The sequence below is a fragment of the Fibrobacter sp. UWB12 genome (genome assembly GCF_900142485.1).
GTDB lineage: Bacteria > Fibrobacterota > Fibrobacteria > Fibrobacterales > Fibrobacteraceae > Fibrobacter.
On sequence record NZ_FRAZ01000003.1, the window covers coordinates 157,375 to 176,771 of the forward strand.

At 46.1% G+C, this 19,397-nt stretch carries 10 protein-coding genes; 6 read left to right on the forward strand and 4 right to left on the reverse strand.

Annotation, left to right across the window (positions count from 1 at the left end):
• Positions 1 to 241: 241 nt before the first annotated feature.
• Both BUA34_RS05550 and BUA34_RS05555 read left to right on the forward strand, forming a co-directional pair.
• Positions 242 to 2,005, forward strand: coding sequence for an endo-1,4-beta-xylanase (locus BUA34_RS05550; RefSeq protein ID WP_072828000.1), 1,764 nt, complete (start codon positions 242 to 244; stop codon positions 2,003 to 2,005).
• 138 nt (positions 2,006 to 2,143) lie between these two features.
• Positions 2,144 to 5,779: a response regulator gene (locus BUA34_RS05555; RefSeq protein ID WP_072827747.1), complete on the forward strand. Its 3,636-nt coding sequence runs from the start codon at positions 2,144 to 2,146 to the stop codon at positions 5,777 to 5,779.
• 56 nt (positions 5,780 to 5,835) lie between these two features.
• Here the strand turns inward: BUA34_RS05555 and BUA34_RS05560 are convergent, their stop codons facing one another.
• Entirely contained in the window at positions 5,836 to 7,356 is a 1,521-nt protein-coding gene (locus BUA34_RS05560; RefSeq protein ID WP_072827748.1) for an HD-GYP domain-containing protein, read from the reverse strand.
• 145 nt (positions 7,357 to 7,501) lie between these two features.
• On the opposite strand from BUA34_RS05560, the gene BUA34_RS05565 reads away from it, so the two are divergent.
• Complete coding sequence (locus BUA34_RS05565; RefSeq protein WP_072827749.1) at positions 7,502 to 8,650, forward strand: acyltransferase family protein; 1,149 nt, start codon at positions 7,502 to 7,504, stop codon at positions 8,648 to 8,650.
• A gap of 189 nt (positions 8,651 to 8,839) precedes the next feature.
• The gene (locus BUA34_RS05570; RefSeq protein ID WP_072827750.1) at positions 8,840 to 11,224 is read left to right on the forward strand and encodes an ATP-binding response regulator; all 2,385 of its coding nucleotides are present in this window, start codon (positions 8,840 to 8,842) and stop codon (positions 11,222 to 11,224) included.
• A gap of 3 nt (positions 11,225 to 11,227) precedes the next feature.
• On the opposite strand, the gene BUA34_RS05575 is transcribed toward BUA34_RS05570, so the two are convergent.
• A complete protein-coding gene (locus tag BUA34_RS05575; RefSeq protein ID WP_072828001.1) occupies positions 11,228 to 11,581 on the reverse strand; it encodes an Hpt domain-containing protein in 354 nt (117 codons plus the stop codon).
• A gap of 15 nt (positions 11,582 to 11,596) precedes the next feature.
• Positions 11,597 to 13,138 carry an HD-GYP domain-containing protein gene (locus tag BUA34_RS05580; RefSeq protein ID WP_072827751.1) on the reverse strand — a complete coding sequence of 514 codons (1,542 nt, stop codon included), beginning with the start codon at positions 13,136 to 13,138 and terminating at the stop codon, positions 11,597 to 11,599.
• A 207-nt stretch (positions 13,139 to 13,345) separates the two neighbouring features.
• Here BUA34_RS05580 and BUA34_RS05585 point away from each other — a divergent pair, with 207 nt between their 5' ends.
• Complete coding sequence (locus BUA34_RS05585; protein WP_072827752.1) at positions 13,346 to 15,613, forward strand: response regulator; 2,268 nt, start codon at positions 13,346 to 13,348, stop codon at positions 15,611 to 15,613.
• Positions 15,614 to 15,754: 141 nt separating this feature from the next.
• Positions 15,755 to 17,932, forward strand: a complete 2,178-nt coding sequence (locus BUA34_RS05590; protein ID WP_074209158.1) for a glycosyl hydrolase family 8 — start codon at positions 15,755 to 15,757, stop codon at positions 17,930 to 17,932.
• A 115-nt stretch (positions 17,933 to 18,047) separates the two neighbouring features.
• On the opposite strand, the gene BUA34_RS05595 is transcribed toward BUA34_RS05590, so the two are convergent.
• Positions 18,048 to 19,310, reverse strand: a complete 1,263-nt coding sequence (locus BUA34_RS05595) for a polysaccharide deacetylase family protein (protein ID WP_072827754.1) — start codon at positions 19,308 to 19,310, stop codon at positions 18,048 to 18,050.
• Positions 19,311 to 19,397 lie beyond the last annotated feature (87 nt).

The following is a 19,397-nucleotide window of genomic DNA, read 5'->3' on the forward strand; positions in this document are numbered from 1 at the left end:
TCGAAGGTTCTTTGCTTTTTGCCTTGTCACCCCGGCCTCCGTGCCGGGGTCACCATCTCGTTTTAGCACTTATGTGAGCATAATCCGCGTATGGGGACGGGGTCGCCATCCCGTACAATGTAAACTTCCGTTTATCGACATTTTGGCAATGATAAATTTTCCCCTCTTAGAATAAACTGAGAAAAATGAGAATAAGTTTATAATGGTGTTAAAGGAGTTTTAACCTAAGAGGATGTGGAAAATGAAATCAAAATTCATTAAGGGTTTTATATCTGCTGCCCTATTGGGTGGTGCAGTGAGTGCATTCGCAGGTCCTGGCATGGCTGATGGTGGTGCCAAGTTCCTCGGAAACATTACAACACGCGGTCAAGTCCAAAGTGACTTTGGCACTTACTGGAATCAGATTACTGCTGAAAACGAATGTAAGTGGGCCTCTATCGAAGGCACCCGTGGCCGTTATAACTGGTCGGGTTGCGACGCCTGCTACAACTGGGCCAAAAAGAACGGTGGCAAGTTCAAGTTCCATGCTCTCGTTTGGGGCTCCCAGTACCCGAACTGGCTCAACGGCTTGAGCACCGCTGATACCAAGGCCGCAATTACCAAATGGTTTGATGCTGTTGCCGAACATTATCCCGACCTCGAAATGATTGACGTGGTGAACGAAGCCATTAAATCGGGTGGTAGCTACCATTCCGGTTACGGCAAGAACAACAACATCATTCCTGCTCTCGGTGGCGATAACGGCAACTACGAATTCGTGGTAACGGCATTCAAGATGGCTCGTGAACGCTGGCCGAAGGCTATCCTTATCTATAACGACTACAATACTTTCAGATGGCAGATTAACGAAGGTATTGACCTTGTGAACAAGCTCGTGAAGCAGGGCGCTCCGGTTGATGCTTATGGCCAGCAGGCCCATGATTTGACCGACATGAACGCCAGCGATTTCAAGAACGCCTTGAACAAAATCCAGAATAGCGTGAAGAATGGCAAGGGCGAACCGATGCCGCTCTTCATTACCGAATACGATATCGGTACGGATAACGATAGCCAGCAAAAGCAGCGTTATTCTGAACAGATTCCGGCATTTTGGGAATCTCCGCAGGTTGCAGGCATTACCCTTTGGGGCTATGTCTATGGCGCTACTTGGACCACGAATGGTAACTCCGGCCTTATCAAGAACGGTAATGACCGTCCGGCAATGACCTGGCTCAAGGACTATTTCAAGCAGCACCTCAAGGATGGCAAGGACAACACGGGCCTCTTTGCTCCGTATGTACCGCCTGAGCCAGTGCCGCGCAAACCGTTCAAGGGTGCTGCATTGCCAATCCCGGGCAAGATTGAAGTCGAAGACTTTGATATTACCGGTGTCGGTGAAACCGATGGCGTAAGCAACGTGTCTTACAGCGATGGCGATCCTGAAAACCATGGTGATTCCGACTACCGCAAGAGCGATGCCGCCGATGTCGATATCTACGGTAAGGCAACCGGAAAGATTGTTGGTTATAACACGACTGGTGACTGGCTGGAATATTCTGTCGACATCGCAGAAGCTGGCGACTATACGGCTACGGCTTCTGTCGCTGCGGATGGAACTGGCTCTTTCAAGCTCTCCATTGATGGAAAGTCTGTCGGTGAGTTTGATGTTACGGGGTCAAGCTGGGACGACTTCATTGATGTGAAGAAAAAGGTGACGCTCCCGGCCGGTAAGCATATTCTCCGTATGGATGTGACGGCACAATACTTTGATATTGACTACATCAACTTCACGAAGGGTGATGAACCGCCTATCTCCATCCAGACTCAGGTTCGCTATGAAACTCCGGAAGTCAGCGACTACTATGTCTTTGACGTGAACGGTGTCCGTATCGGCCGTATGAGTGCCTACAGTATGGATGAAGCCGTAGAAACGCTCAAAAATACGAGTGCAATCAAGGTTCAGGGCATCTATTTGCTCCGATCCGTCAAGAATGGTGCCGTGAAGTCGGTCCGTGTCGCTCGCTAAGTTTCTCTAATCCACAGAACTCCCCCAAAAAGGGTGTTTATACCCAAAGGCCTTCGAGATAAGCCCTCGAAGGTTCTTTTTTTTGTTCCTCTTGGAAAAAATGATGTATTTTATTTAAATGCAGAGCGGGAGCAAAAAATGAGTGATAGTAACAATCAAGCTGCATATGCCGAATTATTTGCTGATATTTTCTATGAGCAATTTATTTCTGCATATTATGTAAACTTGTTGGACTACACGTATGTTGTTTACTATCGCAGAAAAGGGCTCGAAAAAAAGTATGGAAATGGCGAAAATGCCGTAAAAGCCATAAAAAAGTTTATTTCCGAAGATGTCCATCCCGATGACCGTGAGCAACTGAAAAATATATCATCGGCGGAATATATCCGCGAACGCCTTAAAAAAGAAAGCAGTTTTTCGTACGTGGTGCGCGAAGTCGTAACCGGTAAAGAACGGTATTGCAAAATTCAGGTCACTCGGGGCCGCGACGAAGACCACATTGCCTTCTGTTTTTTGAATGTGGATGATGAAATCCGCAAACGCATGAAAATTGATGAAAGTAACCGCATCATTCAGGCGCTCGCTGCAGAATATAGTGTGCTTTATCGCATCGAACTTGATACCGAGAAGATGCTTTCTTACATCAAGTCCAAGACTGAAAGTGGATTTGAAAAGAAAATCCGCAGAGATACAAAGTATTCCGATGCTCTAGAACGATACTGCAAAGAAATTGTGTGCGAAGAAGATGCCAAACGCCTGTTATCCATGGCGTCAATCGAGAATATTCGAAAAATGCTCTCGATAGTTCGCCATTTTGAAATTAACTACCGCCAAAAAAATGGCCGTTATTTCGAAATGAAGTTCGTTCGGATATCCGATGAAAATACATCTACGGTAGTGCTTGGTGTCGCCGACTGCGACGAGGAAATGCGTACGGGGGTGATAAACCGCGAGTTTTCCGAAATCGCGAATGCGTTGAGTGTTGAATACGAAATCATTTATTACGTGAACCTGAAAGACGAATCGTACGACGTATTCAATCAGGAAGACAGCTATATCAAGCTAAAGCTTTTGCTGTCCGGTCAGAATTTTTTCGATGAATGTGCAAGGGACATCAAAAAGATTATCTATCCGCAAGATGTCGAAAGGCTGTCTTCTGTTATGAGAAAGGACTATTTGCTATCCCAGTTGGCTAGGGATAAGTCCTTTTCTGTAGAGTACAGGCTTATTGTCGATGGCGAACCGCAGTATTATCGTCTCAAGGTTCTTTGGTCTAAGGCTGCAGACGACCATATCATAATTGCTGTTGCAAATGTCAATAAGGAAGTCGTTGCAAGAGAAGAACACAAACGCGATATGGAGCGCAATTTCGATATCATTAAAGTGCTTGCGACGGAATACTCGTCAGTCTATTACATTGACCTTGAAACGGATAGCCTCACGCCGTACACGATGAATGCAAATACGGAATCGAAGTTCGGAACGATTTTTTCGAGCGGCATCCACTATTCCGATGCATTCAAGATGTATGTTGATAGTATTGTCTATGAACTCGACAAGAAAATGGTTCTTGAAGCGGGATCTATCGAAAGAATCAAGGCCCAGCTGGCATTGCAAAAGTCGTTCATTACGCAGTACCGCAGTTATGAAAGTGGAGTTGCGCGTTTTTGCGAAATGAAGTTCGTGAAAGTCGGGCCCGAAAATGGAAAACCGCGTGCCGTTGTGCTAGGATTTGCCGACAAGGATGCCGAAATACTGAACCGCTATGTCGATAGTAGGCTCTATGAAGATTACTTTGGTGTTTATTTTGTAAATCTTGAAGATGATACCATCCGTGGCGTCCGCGAGTCGACCATTTATGAAAAAGGAAGTACCTATGGCGGTTATAGAAAATACAGCAGTGCAGTTCTCGAATTTAGCAAGGCTGTTTTGCCGGAGTTCCGCGAAACTTGGGTGAACATGGCGAATGTCGAATTTATGCGTTCGTACTTGGCAAATGATGATAAACGCGAATACAACTATAGGGCCCTAAAAGGGGAATGGCGCCGTGCAACTACTTTTGTGATTGAACGTAAAAATGGCATTCCGACAAGCTTTATTTTGGCGTTCATGTTCATTGACAATGTGACGGCGCAAAAGATGGAACTCGATGCCAAAATTGCAGAACAGAAAATTGCGCTCGAGCAACAGCAAGTGCTTTTAGAAAAGGCGCTAGTTCAAGCCGAGTCTGCAAACAAGGCAAAAACCATGTTCCTTTCGAACATGTCTCATGATATTCGCACTCCGATGAATGCCATTATCGGTTTTACCAATTTGGCTTTGAATAATTTAGACGATCCTTCGACAGTCAAGAATTATTTGGACAAAACGGTTGTTTCTAGCACGCATTTGCTTTCGCTAATCAACGATATTCTCGACATGAGCCGTATCGAATCGGGCAAGATTCGCCTTGAAGAAGTTAATTGCAGCTTGTCCGAAATTATGCATGACCTGAATACGATTGTTCTAGGGCAGGCCAGGGTAAAACAGCAGAACCTTTATACGGATAGCTTTGATATCGAAAATGAATATGTTATTTGCGATAAACTCCGTTTGCACCAAATGCTGATTAACCTGCTCTCGAACGCTGTCAAGTTTACGCCCGCAGGTGGAAATATCCATGTGTTTGTGCGCCAGATCGGCAAAGACGAAAAAACGGCATCGTATGAATTCCATGTCAAGGACGATGGTATCGGCATGAGCCCTGAATTCTTGAAGGTCTTGTACGAACCGTTCGAACGTGAACGCACGTCAACGCTTTCTAAGACGCAAGGCACCGGGCTTGGCATGTCTATTACAAAGAAAATTGTCGACATGATGGGCGGAACGATTGATGTCGTGAGTGCCCCTGGAAAGGGAACGGAATATACTGTCCGTCTCAAGTTGAAAATTCAAGATTCAACGGTCGACTTTTCGATGCTTGAATCTTTGCAGAATGCACGTGCTCTTGTCGTTGATCGCGATTACAATGCATGTTCCAGCGCGACAAACTTGTTGCGCCGTTTGGGCTTACGTTCGGAATGGACGATGTATGGCAAAGAGGCTGTATTACGAGTAAAAGAATCTGTAGAACGCCATGAACACTTTGCGGTTATCTTTATCGACGATTCCATGATGGATTTGGAAAGTGTCGAAATGGTGCGCCAAATACGTTCTATCTCGAATAGCGAAAATCCGATTATCATCATGACATCTTACGATTGGACGAATATAGAAAACGCCGCTCGTGATGCCGGCGTGACAGACTTTATGAGTAAACCGTTGTTCTTTACCGAAATGCATAATGTCTTGGCACGTGCAATTGGTGTTATGAAAGACGACCCCCAAAAGGTTGATGAAAAGGGCGTTGATTTTTCGGGAAAGAAAATTCTTCTCGTCGAAGATAACGAACTGAATCGTGAAATTGCAGAAAGCGTCTTGGAGGAGATGGGCTTTGCTGTAGATTATGCCGAAGACGGTAGTGTTGCTCTAGAAATGCTCTGTGCCGAAAAGCCAAATGTCTATGACCTAATTTTGATGGATGTGCAAATGCCGGTTATGGACGGCCTCGAAACCGCTCGCCGCATCAGGGCTTTGCATCATGAATACTTCAAAAATGTCCCGATAGTTGCAATGACTGCCAATGCATTTGAAGAAGACCGCAAGGCGGCCCTAGATGCCGGCATGAACGAGCATATCGCAAAACCTATCAATGTCGATAAACTCAAGGAAGTCTTAAGAAAATTCTTAAACTAAAATGCGCGACAACTTGTCGTTTTCGCGCATCTCGTCATTCCCGCGAAGGCGGGAATCTACTTAATAAATTCCACGCACCCGTAAATAGAAATAAGTTCCGGATTCTCCGGGTCGCGCCTATTCCAGTTCTGTTGAACCTTGATTTTGCACGGTTTCTTTTGTCCCTTGATTCTCATATCGCTGTTGAAAATAAAGGAATCGTTGTTGAGCTGCGGATCGTGCAATAGTCTTGCAAACTCATCCCAATTTTCTCGCCCAAAGATGTTCCAAAAATCAGGATTGTTTTCCGGTTCGACCATCGTCTTCGGAAAGCTTAAGTCCTTAGCCCTTTTGGTTTCGAGCTTTAAGAGCGAAGGCTCGTAGGTGTATTCGAACGTAACCCCTCTTTGCAGGGAAGCAAAGAAAAGGCTTTTTTTGTGTTCGTTTATGTATTGTTCGGCAATGATATTGTTTGTATCGTCTTCGGTGCTTTCGAAAATGGACCTTGCGATTTTCGAAAATTCCGCTTCGCTCAAGTTGTTCGTGCGCTGGTCGTTGATTTCTTGCGGTAAACGATCAGCGACATCGCCCAGACATTCCAAAAGCAACGGATTGAACACGCCACATTCGTTGTTGCGGATCATCTCGAGTGCTTTTTCGTGGGTGAACGCCTTTTTATAGCAGCGTTCGCTTGTCAGTGCATCGTAAACATCGGCAATGGAAACCACCTGGGCGCTAATGGGAATGTCGTTCCCTTTGAGACCGTCGGGGTAGCCGCGGCCGTCCCAGCGTTCGTGGTGCCAACGGCAGATATCGTAAGCGAACTTCATCAGAGGTTCTTTCTTGAAGAACTGGATGGCGTCGAGCATCTTGGCGCCATTCATGGAGTGTTGCTTCATGATATCGAACTCTTCTTTCGTGAGTTTGCCGGGCTTGTTTAAAATTTCGTCGGGAATCGTAATTTTACCGATATCGTGCATCGAAGATGCTGTGGCGATAGAGTCGATTTCATCTTCGGTAAAATTGTATTCACTGGTGCGTGCGAGCAATGCGCGTAAAAGAATTTCGGTAATCTTTTTGATGTGCAGAACATGCTGGCCGCTTTCGCCGTTGCGGAATTCAACGATATGGCTCAAGATGGAAATCAGCATGTCGCTATTTCGCGTTCTTTCGTAAATATTGTCCGTGACAAGTTCCGAAAGCTGCATCTGCTTCACGTACAGCCCGATGGTATTGCGTACACGATTTTGCACGACCATTTGGTCGAACGGTCGGTAAATAAAATCGGTAACGCCAAGTGCAAAAGCTTTTTCCACATGAGGGCTTGAGGTCTCGGCCGAAATCATCACGACAGGAGTCCCTTTGATCCAGTCTTTTTCGTTCATAACTTGGAGGACTTCGAGCCCGTCGCGTCCTGGCATAACCATATCCAACAAGACGAGCGTGATTTCCTTAGCCATCTTTTCGAGAATCTCGATGGCTTCGTCGCCGTCCTTTGCTTCGATGATATCATATTCGTCCGAGAGCAGGTCTGAAAGAACGACTCTGTTCATCGCGTCATCATCGACGATTAATATTTTTGCCCTCTCGTTACTCATTGGCTTATATCGTGTTGCGCGTCTGGAAAGTCAAAACGCAGTGTAGTATTAATTTAAGAAAAAACGACTTAAAGTGGTATTTTTATTGTCGCGTTTTTTGCCTAAACCCTGTTTTTTGCACGTTTTTCTATTTTTTATCCCTGAAATGTCGAAATCCGCAAATTACTTTCCCGCTATCGATGGCTTGCGCCTGCTTGCAAGCCTTAACATTGTCATGCTTCATTTGGGCAGTTCCAACGCCCTCATGTACATGTCCGATTGCAAATGGGTAATGCCCATTATTTCGGCACCGGCTTTTGCAGCGGGAATTTTTTATGTGTTGGCGGGTTTTCTTTTTGCAAGCAAGTATAGCGACCCCGATCGCAGAATCCCTGTAATCCCCTTCATGTTTAGCCGCATTGCAAAGCTTTATCGTTTGCATTTCTTCATGACGCTCCTCATGTTTGTGCTGGTGATGTTCAAGATGAGCGGCTACACGCATTTGCCTGCACTCTCTGAAATTGGCGATTGTGCATCGGCGGGGCTTTCGAAGATGTTCCACCCGTGGCGCAGCCTCTTCATGCATCTCACGCTGACGTGGTCGATTGTCCCCGATCTCGGCATGAAATTGAATGAGCCTTCATGGTCGCTTACAAGTTTTTTCCTGTGCTATGCGATTACGCCGTGGTTCAGCCGTTGGCTGATCAAGCAGAACCGCCGTACGCTTTGGGTGCTGTTTGGGGCGGTTTTCATTCCGGGAATTCTTTGGGCTATCGTGTATGGCAATTCGGGCAATCTCTGGTTTGATGGATTTGATGCAAAGTACCGCTTCTTCCACATGTTTGCGCCGGTCCGCGTTTTTGAATATTTGTTTGGCATGGTGCTTTATCGCCTGTATAACGAGGGCGTGTTTGATTTTCTCAAAAAGAATTTTGTGAGCGGTATTGCACAGGCAATATTGTTGTTAGCTCTTTATGGAAGTCTCTTTTTGATGCGGCCCGATGCCAATCCCGGATATAATTACTTTATTCATCATAGCCTCCCGATTTTTATCTACGGCATGTTTGTGGTGAGCCTCCTTTCGGGCAAGGGCTTCTTGGCGAGATTTTTCTGCATTCCGCTTGTGCGCCATATCGGCCGCGCGTCGTTCTACCCGTATTTGATCCATTTGCCTATCATTACGTTTGCGTGGGGTATCTGTAACTTGAACCGTCCGAAGAATACCATTCTTTTGCTCATCTTCATTTACACGGTCAGCACGCTGTACATGGAATTTAAAGTCTGGCGCCGCAAGAAAGCTAAGTCTAGAACTTAGATGGCTGCATCCACGTCATTGCGTGCGAAGCGGCGGCAATCTATCTAAGTTCTGCCCACTAAATAGCTAAAATCCAAGACTTTATTTGTCTTTCCTCAAACAAGTCCTAAAAATAAGTGTATTTTATACTATAGGGCAACCGCTAATGGTTGTTTGGAAGGGATATTTTTGTCGGAGGATCTGCAAATCATGGACTGTATTGAATCGTCAGACTTGACGCATGCAATTCTTTCTAGTGCAGGCCTCGGCTTGTGGACGATTGAGCTTGATGACGGCAAACCTCCCAGAATGTATGCCGATAAAGCCTTCCTCCAAATTCTTGGACTTCCCGACGAAACGCTCCCTGAAGATCTTTACAATTTATGGTGCAATAACATCGACCTCTCGTATTACGAAGAATTTGCTGAGTCTATCGACATGATGACTCGTGGCGAAATGTCGGAACTCGAGTACGCCTGGAACCACCAGTCTCGCGGAATTATATTCTTGCGGAGCCATGGTGGTCGAAATAATGAATACACTCGCGGAGTCCGGCTTGAAGGGTGCTGCACCGATGTTACTGAACAGATTGAATTCAAGATGCATTTGCGTGAACTGGACCAGTATTCCGACATTGCAAATACGCTTGGTGATGGCTTCGATAACATTTATTACGTAAATATAAACGATAATTCTTTTATTGAATTTAACGCGCAAGGCGTGGCTAAAACTCTTGATTTCCAAAACATTACTGATTTTTTTGAGGGCTTTGAACAAACGCTAGAGAAAGTTGTTTGCAAGGAAGACTGGGATACCGTCAAGGATTTTATCAATAAAGAAAAACTTTTGAATGGTCTCGAAAATGACCGTGCAGTGTCTGTTGCGTTCCGTTTCTTTATTGATGGTCGGATGGTTTATTATCGTTTGAAGGCTGCGAAAACCCCTGATTCCGACAACCACATTGTGGTGACTCTCGAAAACGTAGACGAAGAAGAAACCGCGAAGGCCGAACGTAAGGCAATCTCGATTCGAGACATGGCTGTGATTTCTGGTTTGTCCGATGACTTTGGTTGCGTGGTGTACGTTGATTACGAAACGCTTTCCGAGGCTCATTATCGCTTTGATCCGGTGTTCGATGAATTTATACCGGGATGGTCTAAAATTGATAATTTTGGCAAGCGCTTGGAACTCCTGGTCAATACCGTTGTGCATCCTAGCGACCGCGAAGCTTTTTGTGCGGCGACAGAACCGGCGAAGGTGCTCGAAATGGTCGAGCGCGAACACATGTACTTCGTCAATTTCAGATTGCAAATCGATGGCGAAGATATTTACTACCAAATTAAGTTCGTGAAGGATGAAAATTCCAAGAATCACGTGATTGCGGGTTTCCATAGTGTCGATGCCGAAACAAAAAGAGAAATGGCGAGCCTTGAAAAAGCAGAACTTGCAAACAAGGCCAAGAGTGCGTTCCTCTTCAACATGTCGCACGATATCCGCACACCGCTCAATGCGATGATCGGCTTTACCGATATGGCTGTAAAAAACATCGATGACAAAACAAAGGCGCTTGACTACCTGAACAAGTCTAAACTTTCGAGCGAACACCTTTTGTCTTTGATTAACGATGTGCTGGACATGTCTCGTATTGAAAGCGGTAAGGTGGAATTGGACTTGAATCCGGTCAATTTGGATGAAAACGGCGATGACGTTGTCCCGATGCTCAAGTCGCTCGCCGAAAAGAAAAATGTCAAGTTTGAATTTGTTCGTCACGATGTCGAGAACCGCTATGTCTACGTTGATTTCTTGCGCATGAACCAAGTGCTCATCAACGTTGTTTCTAACGCGGTAAAGTACACCCCGTCGGGTGGCTCTGTAAATGTCGATATTAGTGAGGTTCCTTCGGACCGCGAAGGATACGGAATGTATCAATTCGTCATCAAGGATACGGGTATCGGCATGAGTTCGGAATACCTGAAACATCTCTTTGATGAATTTTCTCGTGAAAGAACATCTACGGTCAGTAAGCAACAGGGAACAGGCCTTGGGCTTGCCATCACAAAGCGCATTGTCGATATGATGGAAGGCAGTATAGATGTTGAAAGTAAGGTTGGGGAAGGTTCCAAGTTTACGATTCGTATTCCCATGCGCATCCAGGAAAATCCGGAAGTCGTTGAACAGGTTCGTTTTGTGCACTCCGAACGTGAATCTGTTTCTTTCGAAGGATTCAAGGTTCTCGTGGTTGAAGATAACGAACTGAATCTTGAAATTTCAAGGGATGTTCTTGAAAGCGCGGGCGTGATTGTTGAAGCCGCCGCCGATGGCTCTATAGCTGTGGAATGTTTGAAAGTAAAGGGCCCTGATTATTACGATTGCATTTTGATGGATATCCAGATGCCGGTGATGGATGGCTTTGAAGCTACCCGTGCCATCCGTAAAATGTTCCCCGACAAACGAATTCCGATTATCGCACTTTCTGCAAATGCATTTGATGAAGACCGCCGCAAGTCCTTTGAGGCGGGTATGGACGGTCATTTGGCAAAGCCGATTGTCATCGCTCAACTCGATGACGCCCTAAAGAAATTCCTCAAGAAATAGAACTTAGGCAGTAAGCTGCTTAATGCCGCCGACAGCGACGGTATAGTCCAGTTCTACCTTTTCCAAAAGTGCTTGAGAATTTGCAGTAAATTCTCCCGGTCGCAAATCTTCGGTAAGCTCGCTGCTAGAAGAGGCGAGCTTGTTCAGGCCGAGGTTTGCTGCAACACCTTTAAGCGTATGGGCTGCACGGAACGCCGTCTTTGCGTCGTTCCCGTCAAAGGCGGTCTTGAGTTCGGTAAAGCTGGGGTCACTGAGGAACAGTCCCAAGTATTTCACAATACGGGACTCCATGCGGAGACGTTCAAGTACTTCATCCAGAGATTCACCGAGAGAGCTGTAAAATTCAGAGAGAGTCATAACAAACATCCTTTTTTAATGAATTATATCAATGTGTCCATATACAGAAGTGAGTGCTGGGGCTTCGTTCGTTCCTTTGGTCCATATCTGTAGCACCTTGACGTTGCAAGGTGTGCTTTTGCCGTCTATGTTGAAAGCTTGTTTGATGATAGTCGGCTTTTCTTTGGGGGTTGTCTGGCGCCGTAAAATTTTTTGGATAATTTTCAGGTTTTCTGTTGCGGCGCTGTTTTGTTCGTTATCGCTAGGGGTAAAATCATCAACGATAGTTCTTGGAAGTCCAAGAATCTTCGATGCCTTTGAAGACAACTTCATTACGCCAGGTGTATAGGAGTATTCAAAGAGCATACCGTCGAGCATAGATTCAAAGAAATGCGATTTCTTGCGCTCATCGATGAACTGCCTAAACATCTGGTTGTATATGGGATGCTGGCTGCTATTCATCATGGCGTCGGCGATATAGAAGAAATCCTTGTCGGCTTGCTTGCTCCAGTCGAACGTCTGTAGCGAAATCACAAGCTTGTCGGCTATGGCGTCGAGGCATTGTATCAAAAGCGGGTTGAACACGCCACATTCGTTGTTGTGGATCATTTCGAGCGCTTTTTCGTGCGTGAATGCATGTTTATAGCAACGTTCGCTTGTGAGGGCATCGTACACGTCAGCGATAGATACGATTTGTGCCGCTATAGGAATTTCATCGCCCTTGAGACCATCGGGGTAGCCGCGGCCGTCCCAGCGTTCGTGGTGCCAGCGGCAAATTTCGTAGGCGTATTTCATCAAGGGTTCATCTTTTCCGATGGGGACTGCGTTCAGCATTTGGGCGCAGTTTACGGTATGCCCTTTCATGATGTTGAATTCTTCGGGCGTGAGTTTGCCGGGCTTGTTCAAAATTTCATCGGGAATCGTGATTTTCCCGATGTCGTGCATGGATGACGCCGTGCAAATGATTCCGATATCGTTCTTGTTGATATTGTACTTTGTGATGTTGTTCCGTTTGCACTGGCGTAGCAGTTCGCGCAAGAGCATTTCGGTGATGGTGTTGATGTGGAGTACATGCATTCCGCTTTCGCCGTTGCGGAATTCTACGATGTGGCTCAACATGGTGACCATCATGCTGTTGTTGCGGGTCTTTTCGTAAATCTGATTTAAAACGAGGTCCGAAAGATTCTTTTGCTTCCGGTAAAGACGGATAGTGTTGTTTACTCGATTCTTGAGCACCATTTCGTCGAAAGGACGCCCGATAAAGTCCGTAACGCCAAGCATGTAGGCGCCTTCAATAAGCGAATGGGCTGTTTCCCCAGAAATCATGATGACCGGAATTTCGTTAATCCAGCCGTTCTTGTTCATGATGGCGAGGACTTCCATGCCGTCTTTTTCGGGCATTACGATGTCGAGGAGTACGAGTGAAATTTCGGATGTCCGTTCTCTGAGCAAGAGCAGAGCTTCGTTTCCGTTTTGCGCCTCGATGATATTGTATTTGTCACTGAGTATGTCGGACAACAGGGCTCTGTTCATGGCCACATCGTCAACAATCAGTATAAGAGGGCGCTTTTCATCCATATACGCATTCCTTTAAAACCCAAATACAATACATATTAAATGTATATAATTTCGCACATTTAGTGTAAGAAAAATGTAACCTCGTTGAAATAATTGTACGCTCGAATGGCGGTAATATTGTGCTTAAATGTTCAATATTGCCGTTTTTATAAAAATTGTATATATTCTGTAATATAAATGTAAGATTGTTGGACAGGATGTTTGCTTATGCGTGCAAAAATCTTCATTTTGCCGATTTTATTGTTGCTGGGGGGAATAGCCTTTGCTGCACCACAAAAAATTAATGTGGGGTTTTATGCTAGTTCCGGCTACTATGAAATTTCGGAAAATGGAGAAAAAAATGGCTATGGCTATGAACTTTTCCGCCGCATGTCCCGCTATGCAAATTTGAATTTTGATTTTACCTATGGCCGCAAGTCTCGTGACGAAATGCTGAAAAGGCTCGAAAGCGGTGCTGTCGATATTGTCCTACCGGTAAACAAGTCTAAGGAATTGGAATCCCTATTCGCGTTCTCGTTGCCTATTGGCCCCAGCTCCGATTGCATTGCCGTTCGCAAATCAGATTCGACGTTGCTGAATGAAATCAATTATGCAATTCAGCAAATGAATTTGATAGAACCGAACTGGAAAAGCCAGATGAATAGCAAGTACTTTGGCGATGAAACTTTGGATTTGTCAGTACTTTCGGAACGGGAACGCGCTTTTTTGCAGGAGTTTCGCGGTAACGACCGCATGCTTAAAGTGACAGTCCGCAATGCGGTGTTCCCGTATGCGTTTATCGATGACGGCATGCCGAAAGGTATTTTGCTCGACATATTTGCCGAAATTGCACTTCACAATGGCTTGAAGTATGAATTTGTCATGACCTACGATACAAAGAAACCTTTGGTTGTGCTTGATGGCCGCTATGGTATAACTGGTGACGATGATGCGTGGGTGTTTACTCCAGAGTACTTGCACGATCAAGTGCTTGCCGGCTATGATAGTTTGTTGCAAGGAATGAGCATTGCTGTGCCGAGGAGCGCTCCGCGTGAACTCGCTTCTATCTTGACGAAGGGGGTTCTGTCGTTATCCCCTAAAATTGTCCGTGCAAAGGTGACAAAGTATGCCGGGTTTAGAATGCCTGATTATTCGGGGGAATTGCTGCATGCCCATTCTCGCATTGTGGCTGTTTTCGGCTTAGTCTTTGGAATTTTGGGATTGGCTTTGATTGCATCGCTCGTATGGCTTGGTTTTAGGCGCAAGTTGAAATATCGCCAAAATGAATTGGATTATAAATTGCGCGAGGCGAATGCTTTTGCCGCCGAGGCCAAAGAGGCCAAATCGAAGTTCCTTCTCAACATGAGCCACGATATCCGAACGCCGATGAATGCAATTATAGGCTATGCCGATCGTGCAGAACGCCATATCACAAATACTGAAGATGTTCAGGATGCGCTCAAGAAAATCCGCATATCGGGCGGTTACTTGCTCCAATTGATCGAAGAAGTGCTAGACATGGCGAAAATCGAGTCCGGGCAGCTGATGCTGAAAGAACGGATGATGAATTTGCCGTCGTGCATGACGGAACTCTGCGAAAGCTTTGTTCCCATGATGAGTCAAAAGAATCTTTCGTTTATTTGGGACTTTTCGGAAGTCAAGAATAAGTTCGTCATGGCTAATGTGAACTGCCTTCGCCAGATTCTGTATAATATTATATCGAACGCCGAAAAATTTACGACTTATGGGGGCCGCGTTGTCTTTACGGTAGAGGAATTGCCTTGCCAAGTGGATGGCTATACTGTATTTGACTTTGAAATTAGCGACAATGGGCTTGGCATGTCCAAGGAGTTTTTGGAACACATTTTCGAAGAATTCGCTCGCGAGCAAAATTCAACGCAAAGCCGCTTGCAGGGAACTGGGCTTGGAATGTCCATTGTAAAGCGCCTTGCCGATATGATCGGTGCAGAAATTGATATCCAAAGCGAAATCGGGCTTGGGACGACTGTTCATGTGCGTATCCAGTTCAAGATAGCGACAGAAAGCGACGTTGCTTTGGACCATGGCGAAATGAATACGCTCGACGAAGGTAAATTTTTGAAAGGCAAGCATGTTTTGCTTGTTGAAGATAACGAATTCAATAGGGAAGTGGCGCAGGACTTTTTGCTAGATGCCGAAATGAGTGTGGATATCGCCGAAAATGGCCTCGAGGCCGTGACACGTGTCCGTGAACATTCTCCGGATTTTTACGATTGCATTCTGATGGACGTCCAGATGCCAGTCATGGATGGCTACGAGGCGACGAAGGCCATCCGAAAGATTTACCCGCAAGCAAAAATTCCAATTATTGCACTTTCGGCAAATGCGTTTGATGAAGACCGCCAAAAGTCTCTCGATGCCGGAATGGATGATCATTTGCCAAAACCGTTCGTGGTGGCGAAAGTCCTAGAGACGATGAACAGAGTAATGCAAAGAAAAGTTAACGTAACTTGCTGAACAGGAACGTTTTAAGAACACTTTTCGTGTGATTTTACGCATTATGTCAATCCTTTTACAAAAGAAGGGTTGATTTTTTATATAGTATCAAACTATCTTTTAGGTTGGATGGGTGAAATCTTTTTTTTAAAAGGAATTCATATGAAGACTTTGGTTAAAGCTATGTTTGGCCTTGCTGCATTCGCTGCAGTAACGGCTACTGCTGGACAGTTCCCGTTCCCGCAGAACATGAAGTATCCGCACGGCAAGATTATTGAATATGCCGATACGGATATGATCAAGACTCACTACCAGACTTGGAAGAAGGCCTGGTACGATGCTTCCCAGGGCTGGGTTTTTGCTCCGGAAGGAACTTGCTCTACCGTTTCTGAAGCTATTGCATACGGTATGTTGATTTCCGTCTACATGGACGATCAGGATGTTTTCAAGAAACTTTACAACACATGGACAAGCAATAGCGCTGGTGGCGGCGGCATGAACTGGCGTATCGGCTGCAATGGCGGTTCCGGTACTGCATCTGACGCTGACTTTGACGCTGCTCTCGCTCTCGTGATGGCTTCCAAGCAGTGGAATGATGCTTCTTACCTCTCTGCAGGCAAGTCCCTCATTTCTTGGATTGCTTCCAACGACATCAATGGCGGCAAGATTAAGCCGGGTAACCAGTGGAATGACGGTTTCAACCCGAGCTATGCAACGACTGCCAACTTCCAGCTTTTCCAGGACGTTGCTGGCGGTTCTTGGTCTAGTGTTATCTCTCAGGCTTATACTGACTTGAACGCTTGCCAGGATTCCAAGACTGGTCTTGTGCCGGACTGGTGCGACTGGAACTCCCACAAGCCGATTTTGACATCTGCAGCCGTTTCTAACGATATCGGTTTCTACGATGACGCTGCTCGTACGCCGTGGCGTATGGCTTGGGCTTATTACTGGTACGGCGATACCAAGGCTCAGGCTTTCAACAAGAAGGTTGTTAGCTGGCTTATCCCGGAAACCCGCACTGCTAGTGGCGTGAACTCCGGTTATAAGTACGAAGGTGGTGCTTATCATATCGATAACAGCGATATCCGTCGCTTCGTTTCTTCTACCTTCTCCGGTGGTCTCGGCCTTGCAACGTCTTCTATCGACAGCAAGGAAGCTGAAACCTACCTCGGTACGGTTTACAAGGTTCTCAAGGAAAAGACAAGCTGCGCTACCGCTCAGGGTTGCGGTGAAGGCTCTGTCGCTGGTGAAAAGTACTATCCGGCTACTTTGAACATGCTCTACCTCCTCCTCGTGACGGGTAACATGCCGAACCTCTACAATACGACTGGTTTTACTCCGTTCACTCCGGATCCGTCTAAGGCTCCGTCCATCAGCGAAGGCGAAGGTGAACACTTGACATTCGGTGATACGACTGTTGCTGTCTCTGGTCTCTGGAACTGGGGTGCATACCACGACAAGCTCGGTATCGGCACCAAGATGGTCCCGGATTCTGGCGCATCTCCGCTCTACAGACTTGATGATGGTTCTATCGTTGCTCGCGCTTCTATGGAAATCGGTCCGGAACCGGAATGGACTGAAGCAGCTGCTAAGGCTGGCACGCTCAAGTATCCGTCTGCTGGTATTGCAGTTTCCTTCAAGAAGGACGAATGCAAGAACGATGGTTCCTGCGGTGTCAACTTCAAGACTCTCGGCATCCAGTACATCCGCGTGACGGCTAAGACTTCTGGTCCGATCCGCATGGCTATCCTCAACACCATCACCGACGAAAACGAAAAGAAGAAAGTTGAAAACGCAGGTGCAGGTTCTGAACCGGGTATCTATGTTGACAACTCCGAAGAATTCAAGGCTGTGACCTATGACATGACTCCGTATGAATACGGCTTCAAGGGCTTGGGTGATGGCAAGGAAATCAATATCCTTGACTGGGTTAGCAAGAACAACGCTCCGGAAGGCGGCGAAATCCTCACCTGCATCAAGGGCCTCAAGTGGGAAGTCAAGGATGCTAAGGGCGGCCTCGGTGAACTCACCATCAGTGCTGTCGAATTCCTCGACGCAAGCAAGACCGCTGTTGATCCGGTCAAGCTCACTGGCATCGAAATCAAGCCTGTTAGCCTCTACAAGGTTTCCTTTGCTCCGAGCTTCAGCGTTCGTGCAAATGGCATGAAACTTGAAATCAACGGTGCTAAGGCTGGTAACGTGTTCATGGTCTACAACATGCAGGGCAAGGCAATTGCTGGTGGCATGCTCATGAACAGCAACCTCACGGTTAACGTTCCGAGCGCTGGTTCCTACATCGTTCGCGTTGGTTCTGAAATGAACCGCGTCAACGTGAAGTAATTCACGAACGAAGTTCGAAAACGAAATTGCAAAAAGCCGAGGCGTTCGCCTCGGCTTTTTGTTTTTGTCGCTTTGTCTCTAGAAGTCTGTGTGCTTTGCGCAAATGTCGATTGCTTTATCTAGCAACTTTCCTCGTGATTGTCGGCATTCCGTTTGCTTCTGCTCGAATAAAATAAACACCTTTCGGATATCTTTCTGGAACTGCAAAATCGTTTATCTTCTCAAGTTTATGTCCTTTTATATCAAATAGCGTATACTTGTATGCTTGCTTGTTTTGCGTTGCCTTTATTGCCTTAGGTATTGAAACTTCTCCTGTATTTTTCAATATGAGGCTTTTGGACATGAACTCGATAATGTAGGAACCATCGCTTTCGGGGGTGAGAACTTTTCCGTCTTGCTCGATGATTGTTTTGCTACTGACTCGCGTCGTATCTATCCGTACGCGGAGCGGTACGCTTTTGGGCATGCGTTCGTTTGGAATTTTCCATTTTACGCTGTAGCCGTCATCTGTTTTTGTCATCAAAGCGTTATCAAAAACAAAGTGTGCGCGCTGGTAGGCGCCTACAGTTCCGATTGGTGCTACCCAAAGTTTATTCCTGACGGCACGCTCAAAAAGAGCCTTGATGTCATCAGGGTTGATGGCGTAATTGTCGATTAACCTTTCAGAAACGTCGTGCTGTAAAACAATGAGCCATGTGCCTTCGGTTATCTGGGGTTCTAGCGGGTTGGCGTTTGCGTAGTTGCCAATGAATGCCGCTGTATCCAGCGCGTTTAACATTTCGTTCACGGTGGCGCCTGAACGGGACCATATCTTGGCCGGCATGCTCATCCAGTCAGGTTCTTCGTTCCATTTTGTTCGGGCACCGTCATAGGTGCAATCGCGGTTAATTAAATGCCGCTTTTCGATAATGGTTTTGACATGGTCGTCGTTTTCGCAAAACGGGGTAGCAAACGATATGACTTGAACATCGGCACCGTGTTTTGCAAGCGTCGCTTCGATAGTGTCTGCGAATTTCACGACATCTTCTTCAAGTTCTTCGTCTGTTTCTTGGGGTAAATGCCAGTGCGATATGGTGTGGTTTCCAATTTCATGGCCTGCGATAGCAAGGGCCGCAAACCCGGCTGCATTTTCGTTTAGGCGGTCCTGGAATGCTGTTAAAAAGAATGTCACATGGACATCCGGCATTGCGTCTAGCAAAGGTTTCAAGTTAAGAACTTGGGTTTCGAGAGCGTCGTCGAAAGTAAAACTTACGGCACCAACGTGGCCGTTCCAGGGTACAGTTTTGACAGGGGCTGCAGTACAATAACCTATGAGCCCAAAGGCGAAAACGCATGCTAAAGCGATTTTCGAGGACTTGTTTTTTGTTTTGCAATACATGATATTACCCCACCTAAAAAAAAATTACCTTTTTTCTCAAAAAAAGGTCTGCTTGGCAATACTACAAGTTGTATGGCTTTTCCCCTT